A 16,784-nucleotide genomic window follows, 5' to 3' on the forward strand; every position below is an offset into this window, starting at 1 on the left:
TTACACCAGCTTTCTTAGTCTTCCCGTGGTTTTCTTGGTGGACGTGTTCCCCAGTATTGGAATAAATCTGTTCGTAAGGCTCCGTTGTAAAGCTTCCGTTTTTTAGTAGCTTTGGCACCATAATATTCTTCAAAAGCAAGATCACTCGTCAGTATATACTTGCTCCAAGTAGTTAACGGACGGAAAACATGGCCCATTTCTTTATACAAACGGCGAACACTTTCCTCTTCTCCTAAACGCTCACCATAAGGCGGGTTAGCTACCATTACACCATATTCCTTCTCGGTTGTAAAATCTTTTAAGGCTAATTGTTTAAAGGTAATTGAATCACCTAAACCAACTTCCTCAGCATTCGCTCGTGCGACTTCAATCATTCGCCCATCAACATCTGAACCACAGATATCTAATTCAACATCGTAGTCTGCCTTTGCCTCGGCTTCGTTACGTACTTTTTCAAAAATTGCTGGATCAACCCAATCCCATGTTTCACAAGTAAAACTACGATTAAAGCCAGGGGCAATGTTATGGCCAATTAATGCTGCTTCAATACAAATCGTTCCAGAACCACAAACTGGATCATAAAAAGGACGATCTTTGCGCCAATTGGTCAACATCACTAAAGCAGCTGCCATGTTTTCCTTAAGAGGTGCGCCCCCCTTTTCAATGCGATAGCCTCGTTTAAATAAACTTGGTCCAGTCGTGTCCAACGTCAACGTCACTTTATCTTTTAGAAGAGCCACTTCTAATTTAAACAAAGCTCCTGTTTCGGTTAAAGGCACCGTCGCTGGACGATGGTAAACTTCTCTTAAACGGTTAACAATGGCTTTTTTGGTGATGGCTTGGCAATCAGGAACACTATACAATTTTGACTTAATTGATTTACCTGCAACTGGAAATTCTGCATCTAAAGGCAAATAATCTTCCCAAGGAAGTGCTTTAACTTTTTCAAATAATTCATCAAAACTATAGGCGTTAAATTCGCCAACGACGATTTTAATCCGATCTGCTGTCCGTAGCCATAAATTGGCAGTAGCAATTGTTTCAACTGTTCCTTCAAAGACGGCCCGGCCATTTTCTACTTCACAGGGAATCCCTAAATCGCGCAATTCTTTTCCAACTAATGCTTCTAAGCCACTAGCAGCCGTTGCAACAAGTTTGAATGTTTTTTCTTTCGTCATAAAAACTCCTTCTTGACTCTTTTTTATTGTCTGGAGCTAACAGTCCTGCCGACTACTGCTCCGCTTGTTTTTTGTAATTGTCCGCTTTCTCTGAACTAAACGGTCCTGTCCCGGCCTCTTTAGAACAGACAGCTTACTACTTTTATCTCAGTTTCTTTATTTTAACATTTTTTTATTCTTTTCGTAAAAAAAGCCTTCACAACTACGTTGGAAGGTCTTCCTGAATTACTTGTAATTTTCTATAAGCCATGTTCTGTATCACCAATTCTTCAGGAAAAATTGGTGACGGTCATCATCTATCTGCAGAGTAAACTCTGCCTCTTCTACTCGTTCATTTCCTTTAGAAGAGCGCCCCTACCATTGTTTGGGTTGCTCGCTCGAGGGGTTTACCGCGTTCCACCGATGGAGTTTCCCACATCGCTTCGTCACTGTGGCACTTTCAAGGATACTTTGACATAGTCGAAACCTTAGTCATTTTTCCTGCCGTTACTCTAAAAGAGTACCTTAGCTTATGATTTCGCTAAGCACGAACACTACAAGCATCTCAGCTTGTGCGAGCATGGACTTTCCTCAGCTTGCAAAAGCAAACCGCGATCACCCGAAAATTACAAATCTGTTTAGACGAACAGCAAAAATTTACACACTACAACAAGTGTCCGCTATTCTAACAAATGCTTTCTGTTCCTCGTGAAAACTTGACTTAAATTGTCTTGTTAAAATTGACGTGTTTGTGCATTATCAACATCATGATTCGCTGGTTCTGTAGTCATTGACGGTGCAGAAGGCGTTACAGGTGTTGAAGGTGTTTCATCTAACTTTTTACCAAAAACTTCACGCTCTAAGTTTGATAAACGTTTTAAAATATCAAAGTTGGTCACTGCTGCACTTTTTGGTACTTCTTGAGCAACACGAGGCGTTGGTTGGGCTTTTGATAATTGGTCTAATTTTGCCATTAAGCGGCTGTTTTCTTCTTGCAAGCTTAATAATTCTTTATTATAAGCTTCGTAGTCTTTAATGACATTGTCTAAAAATTCGTCTACTTCAATTGGGTCATACCCGTTCATCATTTTCGTTTTAAATTCTTTTTGTAAAATGTCTTTAGGACTATATACTAAATTTGCCATGTTTACACCTCATTTGTTTATTTACGATAGAAAATTTCATAGTTCCACAAATACTATTGTAACGAAAAATAGCTAGAAAATCAAACAGATTCTCTAATCAATCACCGAGTTTTGTAAATCATCCATTGTAATTAAGCGAATATCATAGGGTTCTCGTTCCGAAAAATGTTGTGCGTCCTTTAAAAAATACTCCGTTTTGCCAGGGTACTCTTTGTCATAAATAAGTAAGCTGCCCCCAGAATGTTCCAAAAGAAATTTTGTATGCATTTTTAATTGTGCTGGCGATTGATAGGGCTGGTGACTTACTGAGTTGATATAATCAGCCAAACTTTCCGCTTTCGTTAACAGTTCTCGATTTTGTTCATTCCAATTATTGCCAAAGTCTTTAAATGGATAAAGCAAACCTAGCTGGACTTCTGGATATTCCGTTTTTAATTCCCCAACTACTTCAGCTGTCCATAGTTCAACACCTAAATTGCCAGAAATCAAAATCCATTCTACTCCCGTTTCAATATAACTGGCTAACTCTTTTTTTAAGACATTTTTAATAACTGTGATTTTCGGGTCTTTTCCTTGAAATATCCCCAATTCAAAGCTGCGATAACCGGTGACATAGAGGGTTTTTATCATTTCCATAAGTCATCCCTTTTCTTTCAGGTCTTTTTTTTGGTATAATACAGGCTAGGAGTGTGATAAACGTGACGTTCCATTATCCTAACGGAATACCTTATAATCATCATGAAGCACAATCACCAAAAAAACAAGTAAAAAAAAAACGCCCCGTTGAATTTGGTAATCGCGGGATGGATTTCGAAGAAGCGATCAATCAAAGCAATCAATATTATCTATTGAATAAGCAAGCAGTCGTTCATAAGAAACCCACTCCTGTTCAAATTGTTAAAGTAGATTATCCCAAACGAAGTGCGGCTGTTATTAAGGAGGCCTACTTTAGACAAGCTTCAACGACTGATTATAACGGTGTATATCAAGGCCGTTACATAGATTTTGAAGCGAAAGAAACGAAAAATACCAAGTCCTTTCCCTTTAAAAATTTTCATCAACATCAAATTGATCATATGGAACAATGTATAGCACAACAAGGGATTTGTTTTGTGCTATTATGGTTTTCAAGCTTAAAACGCTGCTTCTTTTTTAGTGGTGAAAATCTAATAACGCATTGGAAAAACCAAACAGTTACTGGAAAAAAATCTATGCCGCTTGCACTCATCGAGAAAGAAGGAATTGAATTATCTTTTGGAATCGCACCGCGAATCCCTTATCTCGACGCAGTGGAACAATATATTCAGACACACTAGATTCATAAAGTTTTGAAAGTATAACAAAGGAGTTGCTATTTATGCCAACCGCAAATTCAGGCTCGCGAGCTGCTAGACATGCATCCAACACCTCATCGAAGTCGAGTTACAAGAAAAAGACACAACCGCCGAAAAAGAAAAAACGGCTTGTTTTAAAAATCTTTCTTGGCTTACTTATCGCTGGGATGGTCGCTTTTTTAGCAGGCGTTGGTCTTTTTTGGTTCTATGCACGACAAGCCCCAAAATTAGAAGATGACAAACTGAATGCGACAGTTTCATCGAAGCTTTACGATATTAATAATGAAATTTTTGAGGATTTAGGCGCAGAAAAGCGTGAATTAATTCAACCAAATGATGTGCCTCAATTATTAAAAGATGCCATTGTTTCTGTCGAGGACCGTCGTTTCTATAAACACATTGGTGTGGATCCGATTCGGATTATCGGTTCTGCCCTTTCAAATGTCAAAAATGGTGGATTACAAGGCGGAAGTACCTTAACCCAACAATTAATTAAATTATCCTACTTCTCTACAAAAGAATCTGACCAAACCTTGAAACGGAAAGCACAAGAAGCATGGATGGCTGTTCGTTTAGAACGTGAAAAATCAAAAGAAGAAATTTTAACTTACTACATTAACAAAGTCTACATGGCGAATGGTTTCTATGGAATGGAAACAGCGGCTGAAAATTATTATGGTAAACATTTATCTGAACTTGATTTACCACAAACGGCCCTACTGGCAGGAATGCCACAAGCGCCAAACTCATATGATCCCTATACAAAACCAGATACTGCTAAAGAACGCCGGGATGTCGTACTCTACACAATGTACGACAATAAAAAAATCTCGAAAGCAGAGTACGAAAAAGCCAAAGCTACCCCAATCGATGAAGGCTTAGTTCCATTAAAAGCCAGTGATGACAATCGAAAAGTCGTAGATAATTACGTCAAAGAAGTAATCAATGAAGTGAAAGCAAAAACTGGTAAAAATGTTTACACAGACGGACTAGATATCTACACAAACTTAGATATGAATGCCCAAAAACAACTTTACGATATTGTCAACAGTGATCAATACGTTGCGTTTCCAGATGATAAAATGCAAGTGGCTTCAACCGTTATTGATGTTGCCTCTGGACAAGTCCGAGCACAGATTGGTGGTCGTCACATTCCTGATGATGTACAATTAGGAAACAATTTAGCTGTTAACACCCAACGTGATGTTGGTTCAACCGTGAAACCAATCATGGATTATGGTCCCGCAATTGAGAATTTAAATTATTCGACAGGTCGCCTCATGGTGGATAAGCCAACGAAATATCCTGGTACTGACATTGATGTCTTCAACTCTGATTTAACATATCAAGGCGTCATTACTATGCGCCGTGCGATTATGGGTTCTCGTAACACGACCGCGGTCCAGACGTTTGATGAAGTTGGTAAAGAAAACATCATGCCTTTCATTAAAGGACTAGGAATTGACTATAAAAACTTAGAAGCGTCGAATGCCATTTCAAGTAACACAAGCGACGTAGATGGCGATAAATACGGGATTTCCTCATTGAAATTAGCAGCAGCATATGCGGCTTTCGCCAATAACGGGATTTACAACAAACCGTATTACGTAAACAAAGTCGTTTTCAATGATGGAACTAGCGTTGATTATCAACCTGATGGCAAACGTGCGATGAAAGACTCTACCGCCTATATGATGACGGATATGTTAAAAGATGTTTTAAACGGCGGAACAGGATTTAACGGTGCCATTCCAGGCTTAATCCAAGCGGCCAAAACAGGGACTTCTAACTATACTGATGAAGATTTAGCGCGAATGGGCACAACAGAAAAAGGAATTGCCCCGGATAGTACCTTTGTTGGTTATACAACACACTATGCCGTTTCTGTTTGGACTGGATACAATGATCGAAATACACCAATCTATCAAGAATACTATGGAATTGCCTCGGATGTTTATCGTGAAATAATGAGTTACTTGTCTCAAAATGTTTCAAACGATGACTGGGTGCAGCCAGACAGTGTTGTGCGGGTAGGTAATGAATTATACGTGAAAGATGCCTATGAGGTACCAAATGTACAAGTTTTACCAAGTACTACCTCTTCAGCACCACAGCCGGAATCTAGCAGTACGGTGGAATCCTCTTCCACAAAAGAAGCGGAAAGTTCATCAAGTTCTAGTTCAGAAAGTGCGCCTTCTTCCTCTGAAGCGCCACCATCAACCGAACAACCGGCAAGCTCTTCCTCAGCAGAGCAACCGGCAACATCGGAACAACCACCTGAACCATCAAGTTCTAGTTCACAAGAACCACCGCAACCACCTGAAAGTAGTTCTAAACCAGACGAAAATAAAGCAGCATAAAAAGTACGGGGCTCATCATGAGCCCCGTACTTTTTTAGATTAAAAATGGACGAAGTGAACTGAATCACTTCGTCCATTTTTACTTATTTACTTTCTTTATTTGCCAAAGCTGCACCAACGAATCCTTTGATTAAGCGTTGTGGGCGATTTGGACGAGAAATTAATTCTGGGTGGAATTGACAAGCCACAAAGAATTGTTTTTCAGGAATTTCAACAATTTCAACTAAACGATTATCTGGTGAAACTCCAGAGAAGACTAAGCCATTTTCTTCAAATAATTGACGGTATTTGTTGTTAAATTCATAACGATGACGGTGACGTTCTTGTACAACATCTTCATTTCCGTATGCTGCCGCAGTTTTCGTTCCTTTTTTCAATTTACATGGATATAAACCTAAACGTAGTGTACCACCTAAATTCTCGATGTTTTCTTGATCTGCCATTAAATCAATAATGTTATTTGTCACGTCAGGATTAGTTTCTGCAGAACCAGCATCTTCTAAGCCCACAACGTTACGACCAAATTCTACACAGGCCATTTGCATACCTAAGCAAATGCCAAGGAATGGTACGTCATTTTCGCGAGCAAAACGAATCGCTTCAATTTTTCCTTCAATTCCACGATCACCAAAACCACCAGGAACCAAAATACCATCTGCTGAACCAATTCTTTCAGCGACATTTTCAGCAGTTAATTCTTGTGAATCAACCCAATCAATTTCGATATCTGAATCAAAATCAAACCCAGCATGTTTTAATGCTTCTACAACAGAAATATAGGCATCTGGTAATTCAACATATTTACCAACCAGCGCAATTTTTGTTTTCTTTTTCAAGTTAAGAACTTTTTCTTCTAATGCACGCCACTCAGTCATGTCTGCAGCCGGTGCGTCCAATTTTAAATGATCACAAACAATTTGATCCATGTTTTGTGCTTGAAGTGCTAATGGAATGGAATACAATGTTTCAACATCACGAGATTCAATTACCGCTTCTGGATTAACATCACAGAATTGTGCTAATTTGTTTTTAGTGTTTTGAGAAACAGGTAATTCCGTACGAACCACTAAAATATTTGGTTGAATCCCTAAACTTCTTAATTCTTTGACACTATGTTGTGTTGGTTTAGTTTTCATTTCGCCAGCCGCTTTTAAGTAAGGAATCAAGGTTGTATGGATGTACATTACGTTGTCACTACCCATATCAGCTTTCATTTGACGCAATGCTTCTAGGAAAGGTAATGATTCGATGTCGCCGACAGTACCACCTACTTCTGTGATAATCACATCGGCATCCGTCATTTTCGCTGCACGCATGATTTTTTCTTTGATTTCATTGGTAATGTGTGGAATAACTTGCACTGTTGCACCTAAGTATTCCCCTTTACGTTCTTTACGTAAGACTTCTGAATAAATTTTTCCAGTGGTTACGTTTGAGTATTTATTTAAGTTAATATCAATAAAACGTTCATAGTGACCTAAGTCCAAGTCTGTTTCGGCACCATCATCTGTGACAAAAACCTCTCCATGTTGGTAAGGACTCATTGTCCCCGGATCCACATTAATATATGGATCGAATTTTTGAATCGTTACTTTTAATCCACGATTTTTTAATAATCGTCCTAAAGATGCTGCGACAATCCCTTTTCCGATAGAAGAAACCACGCCACCTGTAACAAAGATGTATTTTGTCATAATAGTTAAAAACCCTTTCTTTGATAATATTTTGTAGAGAGAAGTAAAACAACTTTGAAACTCTTACGTTTCTCCAAATAAAAAAGAAACAAAAATAGAAAAGCTCCCTATCCATTACGAATAGGGAGCTTGTAAGTTCGTTCAAACTTCTGACCTTCTTAAAGGTGCCCAAGTAGTATAATACAAGCAAACGGACATCAGGTCAAGTACTTCTATTCAAGAAAATAATTTTTTCTATTTTCTCATTTTTCTTAAGCATTCAACTAAAAAGCTTGACTCCTTCTTAGGAATCAAGCTTTTTGGTTTCTTACTCTTCAGAATATTCGTCATCAAAATCGTCTTCATCTTCAACATCATCGTCATCAATGATTGTTAAATCTTCTTCGATTTGTGGAATGTCTTCTTCATCATCGTCTGAATCTGCACCAATCTCTTGTAAGTCAGAGTTGTATGCTTTGATTTCTTCATCTTCATCTTCTTCATCATCGTACAAGATGTCTTCTTCATCATCATTTGTTAATTCAGCATCTTCTGGATCGTCATCGTTATAGTCAATTACATCTTCATCGTTTGGATTAGTGATGAAGGCATTTACTTTTTTACGTTTTCTACGACGTGGTGCATCTTCTTCGTCTTCTTCCAAGCCATGTGTAACTTCTTCATCGATTGAATCGATTGGATACCATGAACGTAAGCCCCAACGATTGTCTCCCAATGAGATAAAGCTACCGTCGATGTTTAAATCTGTATAAAATTGTGCTAATTGGTCACGAATTTCACTATCAGACTTGCCAAGATAATTTTGGATTTGGTTAACTAAATCAGAAAAATCCATTACATCTGCATGTTGTTCTAAAATAGCGTGTGCTACTTCAATCATGGATAATTCTTTTTTGTTTAACCCTTCAAATACATTAATTTCCAAGAGGTACACGTCCTTTCACAGTCTACTCCTTATCATACAAAAACATTGAAAAAAAATCAATTCTATTCTGCAATATTTATGCAGTAAATTCTAATTCTAAATGATATTCTCCGATTCGCTCTGTTTGAGAGTATAAATCATAATCAACTAAAATCTTACCAGACATTGGTTGGTCTTTTAAACTAACACGCAAATTATGGGTAAACGTACTAATCTGCAGCAAGCCATAAGGGGTTCGATAACTTGTATCTAATTTTTCCTGATAGCCAAATCTTAAACGCATCCGTAATTCGCCAGCACGAATCAACTGAACATGCCCGTCTGGTTCAATTTTAATGGTTACGGGGGTTGGTTCTGTATCCTCTAATAATTCTTCTTTGTAACGAATGTATAATGTATCACCCATTTTTACTAATTGACCTTCTAAGTCAAAGAAAAAATCTTTTTGTTCGTTGCCTTGTTGGACAATCGTTTTTAGTTGAATCGATACAGGAACGCCTGTTGATAAATCCATAATGGTCACTCCTTTTCCAAAATATAACTTTCTTATTGTTGACTTTTTCAATGTATTTGTCAACTAAAGTCAATTTTTCCTTGCTTATGTACCTTTTCTTATTGTATAAGCTCTTTTCACGGGTTGCAAGCATTTGTTTCATCTATTTAATAAGAAAACCGTTTACTATTTTAGAGAATTCCTTCAGAATTCGTTTATATAACATGCTTTTTTGCGTTTTTTGTATATAATATAAGAGAGAGTAAGAAAATAAACGTATTAAATGACGTAATTATAAATAGACAGGACGTTTTTTATGAGCACAACTTTTCCCCTTCACACCGAATCATTTATGCTCCTTGATTCAGGTTGTTTAACAAACAGTGACTATTTTTTACCTTTTGCCTTGACCGATGTTTTAACCACTTTTTCAGGAATGCAGCACCAACCAATCATTCATTTCTGGCAATTGGATCAAGCAATGATTCTTGGCATGAAAGATACCCGTGTACCACATCTAAAAGAAGGCATCGCTTCTCTGCAAGAAAACGATTATTCTGTAGTCGTTCGCAATGCCGGCGGTTTAGGGGTGATTGCCGATTCGGGTATTTTAAATGTTTCACTTATTTTACCAAATAATTCTGAACACAAATTAAGTATCGATGCGGCTTATGAATTAATGTGGGCTTGGCTCCGTCAGAGTTTTCCGGAGAAAGAGATTGACGCCTTTGAAATTACTACATCCTATTGTCCCGGTACTTATGATTTAAGTATTGGCGGTCAAAAGTTTGCAGGGATTGCCCAACGACGCGTCAAAGACGGTATTGCTGTCATGATTTACATCAGCGTTAACGGCAATCAACTTGCTCGTGGAGAAGTGGTTCGAGACTTTTACCTTGCTGGCTTACAAGAACAATTTGGTGAAAATGGCTATCCACCCGTTGATCCAGCAGTGATGGCAAATTTAGAAACGCTGATTGAGACTCCATTAACAATAGACGCCGTAAAAACCCGTTTAATCGAAGCATTACCTCAACAATTTGAAAAATCTATTGATCCAAACTTAACCGAACCAATTATAACCTCAGAATGGTTCCAAACAAATTTAACTGTCCAGCTGGAAAAAATGGCGCAACGAAACGCCTTAATTAAAGGAGAGATCGTATGACGATTCCGTATAAAGAGCAACGATTACCAATCGAAAAAGTTTTTCGTGATCCCGTCCATAATTATATTCATGTCCAACATCAAGTGATTTTAGACCTTATTAATTCTGCTGAAGTGCAACGATTACGTCGCATTAAGCAACTAGGTACTTCTTCTTTTACGTTTCACGGTGCCGAACATAGTCGTTTTTCCCATTCTTTGGGTGTTTACGAAATTACACGTCGGATTTGTGAGATTTTCCAACGTAACTACTCTGTGGAACGATTAGGTGAAAACGGCTGGAATGACGACGAGCGCTTGATTACACTTTGCGCAGCTTTATTACATGATGTCGGTCATGGTCCTTATTCACATACATTCGAGCATATTTTTGATACAAACCATGAAGCAATCACGGTCCAAATCATCACCTCACCAGAAACGGAAGTCTATCAAATTTTAAATCGTGTTTCGGCAGATTTTCCTGAAAAAGTCGCCAGCGTTATTACTAAACAATACCCAAATCCTCAAGTGGTGCAAATGATTTCTAGTCAAATTGATGCCGATCGTATGGACTATCTGTTACGTGATGCTTACTTTACAGGGACGGAATACGGAACTTTCGATTTAACTAGAATTTTACGTGTGATTCGACCCTACAAAGGAGGCATTGCCTTTGCTATGAATGGGATGCATGCGGTGGAAGACTATATCGTTAGTCGTTATCAAATGTATGTCCAAGTCTATTTCCACCCTGTTTCTCGTGGGATGGAAGTGATTCTTGATCATTTATTGCATCGGGCGAAAGAATTATTTGAAAACCCTGAATTTGACTATGATTTACAAGCCTCTCTGCTTGTACCATTCTTTAAAGGGGACTTCACCTTACAAGAATATTTAAAATTGGATGATGGCGTCCTCTCTACGTACTTTACACAATGGATGGATGTGCCTGATTCAATTCTAGGTGATTTAGCCAAACGTTTCCTTATGCGTAAGCCTCTGAAGTCAGCCACCTTTACGAACGAAAAAGAGAGCGCAGCAACGATTGCTTATTTAAGGGAATTGATTGAAAAAGTTGGTTTCAACCCTAAATATTATACTGCCATTAATTCAAGCTATGATTTACCTTACGATTTTTATCGTCCAAATAAAGACCGTCATCGTACACAAATTGAATTGATGCAAAAAGATGGCTCATTAGTGGAATTGGCAACGGTTAGTCCCCTAGTTGCAGCACTTGCTGGTCAAAGTCAAGGAGATGAACGTTTCTATTTCCCTAAAGAAATGCTTGACCAAGGAAATAAAAAACATTACGATTTATTTGATGAGACGTATCGTGAGTTTTCAAGTTACATTCATAATGGTGCGTTAGTTTTAAAAAAATAGGTTTTCTAGGAGGATTCTATGTCAATTAAGTTAGTTGCTATTGATATCGACGGAACATTGCTAAATTCACAACACAAGATTACCCCACGGGTCAAAGAAGCGCTCCAAAAAGCAAATGAGCAAGGCGTTCGTATTGTTTTATGTACAGGCCGTCCTTTGCCAGGCGTGAAAGAACAATTGGATGAATTAGCCTTATATGGTGAAAATGATTTCGTGATTACCTACAACGGTTCGCTTGTCCAAGCAACCAAAGATAATACGATTATTTCACGCTATACCTTGAGTTATGAGGATTTTTTAGAAATTGAAATGTATTCTCGTAAAGTCGGCGCTCACTTGCATACAATTGATGATTCCGCTATTTACACTGCCAATCGCAATATTGGTAAATATACGATTCACGAAGCATCTTTAGTGAACATGCCTTTGAAATATCGTACGGTGGATGAAATGACACCAGAGATGAACATTATTAAAATGATGATGATTGATGAGCCGGAAGTTTTAGATCCTGCCATTGCAAAATTACCATTACATTTTACCGAAAAATATACGACTGTTAAAAGTACGCCTTTTTACTATGAAATCATGAATAAAAATGCTAGCAAAGGCAATGCTCTAGCAAAATTGGCAGACCATTTAGGCTTAAATAAAGACGAAGTGATGGCCATTGGTGACAATGAAAATGACTTATCCATGATTGATTACGCTGGGATTGGTGTTGCGATGGGCAATGCGACAGAAAATGTTAAAACAATTGCCGATGTGCATACCACTAGTAATGACGAAGATGGTGTCGCTCAAATTATTGAAAAAATGGTTTTAATTTAAACATTCTTTTCAATAACAATAACCCTCAATCTAATCAACATAGATTGAGGGTTATTCGTTATTTTATGATGCTGCCGCTAGCCATTTTTCAACGGCCCAGCGGTGGCTTCCTCTTTTTAATAAACGGACTGCTTCTTCTGGTGCAACCCAGTGTAAAGTATTGGTCCTTTCTAAGGGTTCGCTAAGTTGCCTCCAAGTATTCGCTACATAAAAATATCCAGGATTATAATAGGCCGTTTGGCGATGATTCGAATAAAAATATTCATCGGCTTCCCCTAAATAACGGCCAATTTCTACACTAATTCCTAATTCTTCTAGCACTTCTCGATGGATTGCTTCTTCTTTCGTTTCGGTGCCTTCAATTTCGCCTCCTGGTAAAAAATAAGCTCCATTTGGCGCTTGTACCAGAACCATTGTGTTATTTTCTGGCTTTGAAACAATAATGTATGCAGCATATCTTGTTTGATAGGTCAATGTCTCTTCTCTTTTTCCAAACGTTGGCGTTTTCATTGGCGCACCTCTTCTCTTTTCATCTATTTTACCTGAGAAATTCCTTTAGAACAAGTCAGAAACCAAGCGTTTTTCTCTACATTTCACGTTTATCTATGCTACTATTAACGTTGGAAATATAATTAAGTTTGAAAGGGAGTTTTTAACTATGAAAATGGCTCATACATGTGTGCGTGTAAAAGATTTAGAGGCATCATTAGATTTCTATCAAAAAGCCTTCAATTTTGAAGAAAGTCGCCGTCGTGATTTTCCAGAAAATAAATTTACTTTGGTTTATTTAACTTTACCAGGAGACGACTACGAACTAGAACTAACTTATAATTATGATCATGAAGCATACGATTTAGGAAACGGTTATGGTCATATCGCCATCAGTACAGATGATTTAGAAGGATTACACGAAAAACATCAAGCGGCTGGCTTAACTGTCACTGACTTAAAAGGCTTACCTGGAACTGCACCATCTTATTACTTTGTTGTCGACCCAGATGGGTATAAAATCGAAGTCATTCGTGAACGTTAAAAAGTTTCACTTGTTCACTTACTGAGTTTTTTGTGTTTGAGAGCTGTCCGAGACAAAACTTGTCTCGACTTCTTCTCAAACACTTTTTTCAAAAAAAGTGCTACAATAGAACGTATGAATTTATTGAGGATGTGATGTTATTATGACAAAAAAAATTATTGGAATCGCTGGCAATCAACTTTTGCAGGCAGCTGAAGTGTTTCACGGTAACCAAGTGACTTACACCCCACAAGGTTTTGTTAGCGCTGTTCAAGCCGCAGGTGGCGTTCCTCTCGTTTTGCCAATTGGCCCCAAAGAATTAGCCGCTACGTATATACAACAAATTGATAAACTACTTTTAGCAGGCGGTCAAGATGTTGCCCCTGAATTTTACGGACAAGAACCCCATATAAAATTAGAAGAAACGAATCGTGATCGTGACGAGTTTGAGTTAGCCCTAATTGAAGAAGCCTTAAAACAAAACAAACCTATTTTTGCGGTTTGCCGTGGAATGCAATTAGTCAATGTTGCTTTAGGTGGCACATTATATCAAGATTTATCGATGTATCCTCAATGGTCAGTTAAGCACGGACAACAACCCACTCAACCAATCTTTGCGACGCATCGTATTGATGTTGAACCAGACAGTCAATTATCAAACATATATGGTACAACTGGTCAAGTCAACTCGTACCATCACCAAGCACTACATACTTTAGGAAAAGATTTACGCGTTACTGCTTGGTCCTCTGATGGCCTTGCAGAAGCAGTGGAATCAACAAATGAAGAGCAGCCTTTATTAGCTGTTCAATGGCATCCTGAACTAATGTACGCACGTGATGCCAAATCCCAAGCACTCTTTAACTACTTTGTTCAAAAATTATAGTAAAAACGGAGGGACGTCTTTTGCCCCTCCGTTTTTGCTTGCTATCATACTTAAAAATCAAAATTATCTGGATCTGCACCAAAACGATGATCCTTATTTAACTGATTAATTGCGGTTATTTCTTCTGGCGTTAATTCAAAATCAAAGACAGCAAAATTTTCCTGAATTCTTTTTTCGTGAACAGATTTGGGAATCACGATAATATCATTTTGTAAGTGCCAACGAATAATCACTTGGGCCGCTGATTTACCATATTTTTCACCAATTTTCACTAGTACTGGTTCAGATAATAAATTACCTTGTCCTAGAGGAGACCAAGCCTCCACGGCAATCTTATTTTCGGCCAAATATTTTCGTAGCGGTTCTTGTGTTAACGTAGGATGTAATTCAATTTGATCCACCATTGGCACAACATTTGCTTCTGTTAATAGATCTTCCAAATGATGTTGATGAAAATTGGAAACGCCAATTGCTTTGGCACGACCACTTGCGTAAATTTCTTCTAATGCTTTCCATGATTCTTTATATTTACCAGCAACAGGCCAGTGAATTAAATATAAATCAACATAGTCTAGCCCTAATTTTTCTAAGCTTTTATCAAATGCTTTAATCGCATTTTCATAGCCTTGATCTTCATTCCATAATTTCGTCGTCACGAAAATTTCTTCGCGGGGAATACCCGATTGACGAATGCCTTCGCCCACCCCTGCTTCGTTTTTATAAACAGCTGCCGTATCAATCAAGCGATAACCCGCTTCTAAAGCCCATTTTACTGAATTGGTTGCTTCTGAGCCATCTTCTACACGCCAAACGCCTAAACCTAGGCGTGGCATTTCATTGCCATTTGCTAATTTTTTTGTTTTATCCAAAGTCATGTGTTTCTTCAGTCCCTTCATTTTCATTACTTTTAGTATACTACGCATTCTTCTTTCACGAAACAATCACGACTTGTCAGGTCATTTTCTTTATTTTTAATAAATAACGACGCCAATAAGTCAGCACTCCGATTAGTGCCACAACTACAATTGTTCGACCGCTAACACTTCCAATCCACAGTTTAACTGCAAGTAACCAGATACAAAAGAGATAAACACAGGACCAATTAAAGGAAACTTTCAATGTACATGATTCCGCAATTTCGATTATCTGACTACTAAAAAAACGACTCCCTAATCGTAAAGCGACTGGATTATGGAAGATGAATGTTCGTCGCTTGTCAGCCGTCAAGCGAGTGGCACATCGTTCATCAATAAAAATTGTTACAGGTAATTTAGAAAGTAAATCATTTTTTGCCCATTCAATTGAAACTTTCACGCAGCACTCACAACCTTTAACAAAATTATAAAATATATTATTTATTTACAAAATTATAACATTCCTAAAAATACATGTTAAGTCTTTAAAAAAACTTTCTATTTTATTCCCCTTTCGCCGAGAGATTTAGTATACTAAAAGAAGAAATTTTAGAGAAAGTTGGATTTTTATGTTGATACTTGGTTTAGCCAGTACTGAAACAGTCGATTCTTCTGCTCCCGATTTAGCAGAAGCGACCGTAAAAAAAGTGAGCGCGCTACAACGCTTTTGGAACAATATTAATTGGGATGCCATTGTTGCTACCTTAATTGAAAAAAGTTTATCAATTTTATTTTTGATTTTTCTATTTTTTATCATTCAGCGAATCGGGAAATATTTAATTGATCGCACCTATGCAAATTATAGTAAAAAGCAACATTTTAGTGAAAGCCGTTTAAAAACGTTACACACTTTAATTATTAATGCATTTCAATATACGCTGTTCTTTTTCTTCATCTATTCTCTTTTGACCATTGTCGGTGTGCCTGTTGGCTCATTATTAGCCGGAGCGGGAATTGCCGGTGTTGCCATTGGTTTAGGGGCTCAAGGATTCATGAATGACTTAATTACCGGATTTTTCATTATTTTAGAACAACAAATGGATGTAGGCGATTATATTCGCTTATTGGCGTTAAATATTGAAGGAACTGTTACTTCTGTCGGATTACGAACCACTCAAATTAAAGCGGTTGATGGAACTGTTCATTTTATTCCAAACCGAAACATCACCACAATCAGTAACCTGTCTCGTGCCAATATGCAAGTGTTAATTGATGTCCGCATCAATCCTGAAGAAGGTTATGAAAAAATTTGTGAAGTGATTACAGAAGTCAATGAAACGTTAAAAGAAAAGTATATCGAAAGTATTCAAACTGGGCCAGATATTTTTGGCATGGTCGATTTAGGCAATGGCAACTTTGCGGTGCGAACGACCATGTATGTACTAAACGGCAAACAATTTGCGGTCAAAGAAGAATTTCTAGCCCAATATATCAAAGCATTAACAGAGGCTGGCTTTACGATTCCCAATACGCCCATTATTGCAAAATAAAAAACAGC

Annotated in this window: 17 protein-coding genes and 1 other RNA gene; 8 read left to right on the plus strand and 10 right to left on the minus strand. The window is 37.8% G+C overall.

What is annotated here, in order from left to right:
* Positions 1 to 14: 14 nt before the first annotated feature.
* The 4 genes from HMPREF2810_RS11750 to HMPREF2810_RS11765 all read right to left on the minus strand — a co-directional run bounded on the left by HMPREF2810_RS11750 (position 15) and on the right by HMPREF2810_RS11765 (position 2,938).
* Entirely contained in the window at positions 15 to 1,178 is a 1,164-nt protein-coding gene (locus HMPREF2810_RS11750; RefSeq protein ID WP_002357989.1) for a THUMP domain-containing class I SAM-dependent RNA methyltransferase, read from the minus strand.
* A 237-nt stretch (positions 1,179 to 1,415) separates the two neighbouring features.
* Positions 1,416 to 1,784, minus strand: an RNA gene (rnpB, locus tag HMPREF2810_RS11755) — RNase P RNA component class B.
* 107 nt (positions 1,785 to 1,891) lie between these two features.
* The gene (gpsB, locus tag HMPREF2810_RS11760; protein ID WP_002382134.1) at positions 1,892 to 2,302 is read right to left on the minus strand and encodes a cell division regulator GpsB; all 411 of its coding nucleotides are present in this window, start codon (positions 2,300 to 2,302) and stop codon (positions 1,892 to 1,894) included.
* Between the two features lie 93 nt (positions 2,303 to 2,395).
* The gene (locus tag HMPREF2810_RS11765) at positions 2,396 to 2,938 is read right to left on the minus strand and encodes an SLOG family protein (RefSeq protein WP_002369608.1); all 543 of its coding nucleotides are present in this window, start codon (positions 2,936 to 2,938) and stop codon (positions 2,396 to 2,398) included.
* Positions 2,939 to 3,000: 62 nt separating this feature from the next.
* Here HMPREF2810_RS11765 and recU point away from each other — a divergent pair, with 62 nt between their 5' ends.
* Together recU and HMPREF2810_RS11775 are read left to right on the plus strand one after the other, a co-directional pair.
* Positions 3,001 to 3,618, plus strand: a complete 618-nt coding sequence (gene recU, locus HMPREF2810_RS11770; RefSeq protein WP_010715104.1) for a Holliday junction resolvase RecU — start codon at positions 3,001 to 3,003, stop codon at positions 3,616 to 3,618.
* A gap of 41 nt (positions 3,619 to 3,659) precedes the next feature.
* A complete protein-coding gene (locus tag HMPREF2810_RS11775; RefSeq protein WP_002360569.1) occupies positions 3,660 to 5,996 on the plus strand; it encodes a PBP1A family penicillin-binding protein in 2,337 nt (778 codons plus the stop codon).
* A gap of 83 nt (positions 5,997 to 6,079) precedes the next feature.
* Here HMPREF2810_RS11775 and HMPREF2810_RS11780 read toward each other — a convergent pair whose 3' ends face one another.
* The 3 genes from HMPREF2810_RS11780 to HMPREF2810_RS11790 all read right to left on the minus strand — a co-directional run bounded on the left by HMPREF2810_RS11780 (position 6,080) and on the right by HMPREF2810_RS11790 (position 9,129).
* Complete coding sequence (locus HMPREF2810_RS11780; protein WP_002357995.1) at positions 6,080 to 7,690, minus strand: CTP synthase; 1,611 nt, start codon at positions 7,688 to 7,690, stop codon at positions 6,080 to 6,082.
* Between the two features lie 307 nt (positions 7,691 to 7,997).
* Entirely contained in the window at positions 7,998 to 8,615 is a 618-nt protein-coding gene (gene rpoE, locus HMPREF2810_RS11785) for a DNA-directed RNA polymerase subunit delta (protein WP_002357996.1), read from the minus strand.
* A gap of 76 nt (positions 8,616 to 8,691) precedes the next feature.
* Positions 8,692 to 9,129, minus strand: coding sequence for a YwiB family protein (locus tag HMPREF2810_RS11790; RefSeq protein ID WP_002382132.1), 438 nt, complete (start codon positions 9,127 to 9,129; stop codon positions 8,692 to 8,694).
* A 331-nt stretch (positions 9,130 to 9,460) separates the two neighbouring features.
* On the opposite strand from HMPREF2810_RS11790, the gene HMPREF2810_RS11795 reads away from it, so the two are divergent.
* From HMPREF2810_RS11795 to yidA, 3 genes are read left to right on the plus strand one after another with little or no spacing between them, the layout of a single operon-like run.
* A complete protein-coding gene (locus HMPREF2810_RS11795) occupies positions 9,461 to 10,276 on the plus strand; it encodes a lipoate--protein ligase family protein (RefSeq protein ID WP_002390086.1) in 816 nt (271 codons plus the stop codon).
* Positions 10,273 to 11,643 (plus strand): dNTPase, encoded by a 1,371-nt coding sequence (locus HMPREF2810_RS11800; protein ID WP_002357999.1) that lies wholly within the window; start codon positions 10,273 to 10,275, stop codon positions 11,641 to 11,643. Before HMPREF2810_RS11795 ends, HMPREF2810_RS11800 begins: the two co-directional genes overlap by 4 nt.
* A gap of 18 nt (positions 11,644 to 11,661) precedes the next feature.
* Complete coding sequence (yidA, locus tag HMPREF2810_RS11805; RefSeq protein ID WP_002377829.1) at positions 11,662 to 12,474, plus strand: sugar-phosphatase; 813 nt, start codon at positions 11,662 to 11,664, stop codon at positions 12,472 to 12,474.
* A gap of 63 nt (positions 12,475 to 12,537) precedes the next feature.
* Here yidA and HMPREF2810_RS11810 read toward each other — a convergent pair whose 3' ends face one another.
* On the minus strand, positions 12,538 to 12,984 hold the full coding sequence (locus HMPREF2810_RS11810) for an NUDIX hydrolase (protein ID WP_002363716.1): 447 nt from the start codon (positions 12,982 to 12,984) through the stop codon (positions 12,538 to 12,540).
* A 148-nt stretch (positions 12,985 to 13,132) separates the two neighbouring features.
* Between HMPREF2810_RS11810 and HMPREF2810_RS11815 the strand changes: the two genes are divergently transcribed.
* On the plus strand, positions 13,133 to 13,507 hold the full coding sequence (locus HMPREF2810_RS11815) for a lactoylglutathione lyase (protein WP_002358003.1): 375 nt from the start codon (positions 13,133 to 13,135) through the stop codon (positions 13,505 to 13,507).
* Between the two features lie 142 nt (positions 13,508 to 13,649).
* On the plus strand, positions 13,650 to 14,372 hold the full coding sequence (locus tag HMPREF2810_RS11820) for a gamma-glutamyl-gamma-aminobutyrate hydrolase family protein (protein ID WP_002382131.1): 723 nt from the start codon (positions 13,650 to 13,652) through the stop codon (positions 14,370 to 14,372).
* Between the two features lie 50 nt (positions 14,373 to 14,422).
* Here HMPREF2810_RS11820 and HMPREF2810_RS11825 read toward each other — a convergent pair whose 3' ends face one another.
* Both HMPREF2810_RS11825 and HMPREF2810_RS11830 read right to left on the minus strand, forming a co-directional pair.
* On the minus strand, positions 14,423 to 15,295 hold the full coding sequence (locus HMPREF2810_RS11825) for an aldo/keto reductase (RefSeq protein ID WP_002382129.1): 873 nt from the start codon (positions 15,293 to 15,295) through the stop codon (positions 14,423 to 14,425).
* A gap of 28 nt (positions 15,296 to 15,323) precedes the next feature.
* The gene (locus tag HMPREF2810_RS11830) at positions 15,324 to 15,686 is read right to left on the minus strand and encodes a hypothetical protein (protein WP_002358008.1); all 363 of its coding nucleotides are present in this window, start codon (positions 15,684 to 15,686) and stop codon (positions 15,324 to 15,326) included.
* A gap of 169 nt (positions 15,687 to 15,855) precedes the next feature.
* On the opposite strand from HMPREF2810_RS11830, the gene HMPREF2810_RS11835 reads away from it, so the two are divergent.
* Entirely contained in the window at positions 15,856 to 16,776 is a 921-nt protein-coding gene (locus HMPREF2810_RS11835; protein WP_002382128.1) for a mechanosensitive ion channel family protein, read from the plus strand.
* Positions 16,777 to 16,784: the final 8 nt, after the last annotated feature.

Origin of the sequence: Enterococcus sp. HMSC078F03 (genome assembly GCF_001811595.1) — a bacterium.
Taxonomy (GTDB): Bacteria; Bacillota; Bacilli; order Lactobacillales; family Enterococcaceae; genus Enterococcus; species Enterococcus faecalis.

What these genes read in the sequence shown, in the direction of transcription:
- HMPREF2810_RS11750 (WP_002357989.1), bottom strand. Translation starts at nt 1,178, where the DNA reads ATGACGAAAGAAAAAACATTCAAACTTGTTGCAACGGCTGCTAGTGGC.
- gpsB (WP_002382134.1), bottom strand. Translation starts at nt 2,302, where the DNA reads ATGGCAAATTTAGTATATAGTCCTAAAGACATTTTACAAAAAGAATTT.
- HMPREF2810_RS11765 (WP_002369608.1), bottom strand. Translation starts at nt 2,938, where the DNA reads ATGGAAATGATAAAAACCCTCTATGTCACCGGTTATCGCAGCTTTGAA.
- HMPREF2810_RS11775 (WP_002360569.1), top strand. Translation starts at nt 3,660, where the DNA reads ATGCCAACCGCAAATTCAGGCTCGCGAGCTGCTAGACATGCATCCAAC.
- HMPREF2810_RS11780 (WP_002357995.1), bottom strand. Translation starts at nt 7,690, where the DNA reads ATGACAAAATACATCTTTGTTACAGGTGGCGTGGTTTCTTCTATCGGA.
- HMPREF2810_RS11790 (WP_002382132.1), bottom strand. Translation starts at nt 9,129, where the DNA reads ATGGATTTATCAACAGGCGTTCCTGTATCGATTCAACTAAAAACGATT.
- HMPREF2810_RS11795 (WP_002390086.1), top strand. Translation starts at nt 9,461, where the DNA reads ATGCTCCTTGATTCAGGTTGTTTAACAAACAGTGACTATTTTTTACCT.
- HMPREF2810_RS11800 (WP_002357999.1), top strand. Translation starts at nt 10,273, where the DNA reads ATGACGATTCCGTATAAAGAGCAACGATTACCAATCGAAAAAGTTTTT.
- yidA (WP_002377829.1), top strand. Translation starts at nt 11,662, where the DNA reads ATGTCAATTAAGTTAGTTGCTATTGATATCGACGGAACATTGCTAAAT.
- HMPREF2810_RS11810 (WP_002363716.1), bottom strand. Translation starts at nt 12,984, where the DNA reads ATGAAAACGCCAACGTTTGGAAAAAGAGAAGAGACATTGACCTATCAA.
- HMPREF2810_RS11815 (WP_002358003.1), top strand. Translation starts at nt 13,133, where the DNA reads ATGAAAATGGCTCATACATGTGTGCGTGTAAAAGATTTAGAGGCATCA.
- HMPREF2810_RS11820 (WP_002382131.1), top strand. Translation starts at nt 13,650, where the DNA reads ATGACAAAAAAAATTATTGGAATCGCTGGCAATCAACTTTTGCAGGCA.
- HMPREF2810_RS11825 (WP_002382129.1), bottom strand. Translation starts at nt 15,295, where the DNA reads ATGCGTAGTATACTAAAAGTAATGAAAATGAAGGGACTGAAGAAACAC.
- HMPREF2810_RS11835 (WP_002382128.1), top strand. Translation starts at nt 15,856, where the DNA reads ATGTTGATACTTGGTTTAGCCAGTACTGAAACAGTCGATTCTTCTGCT.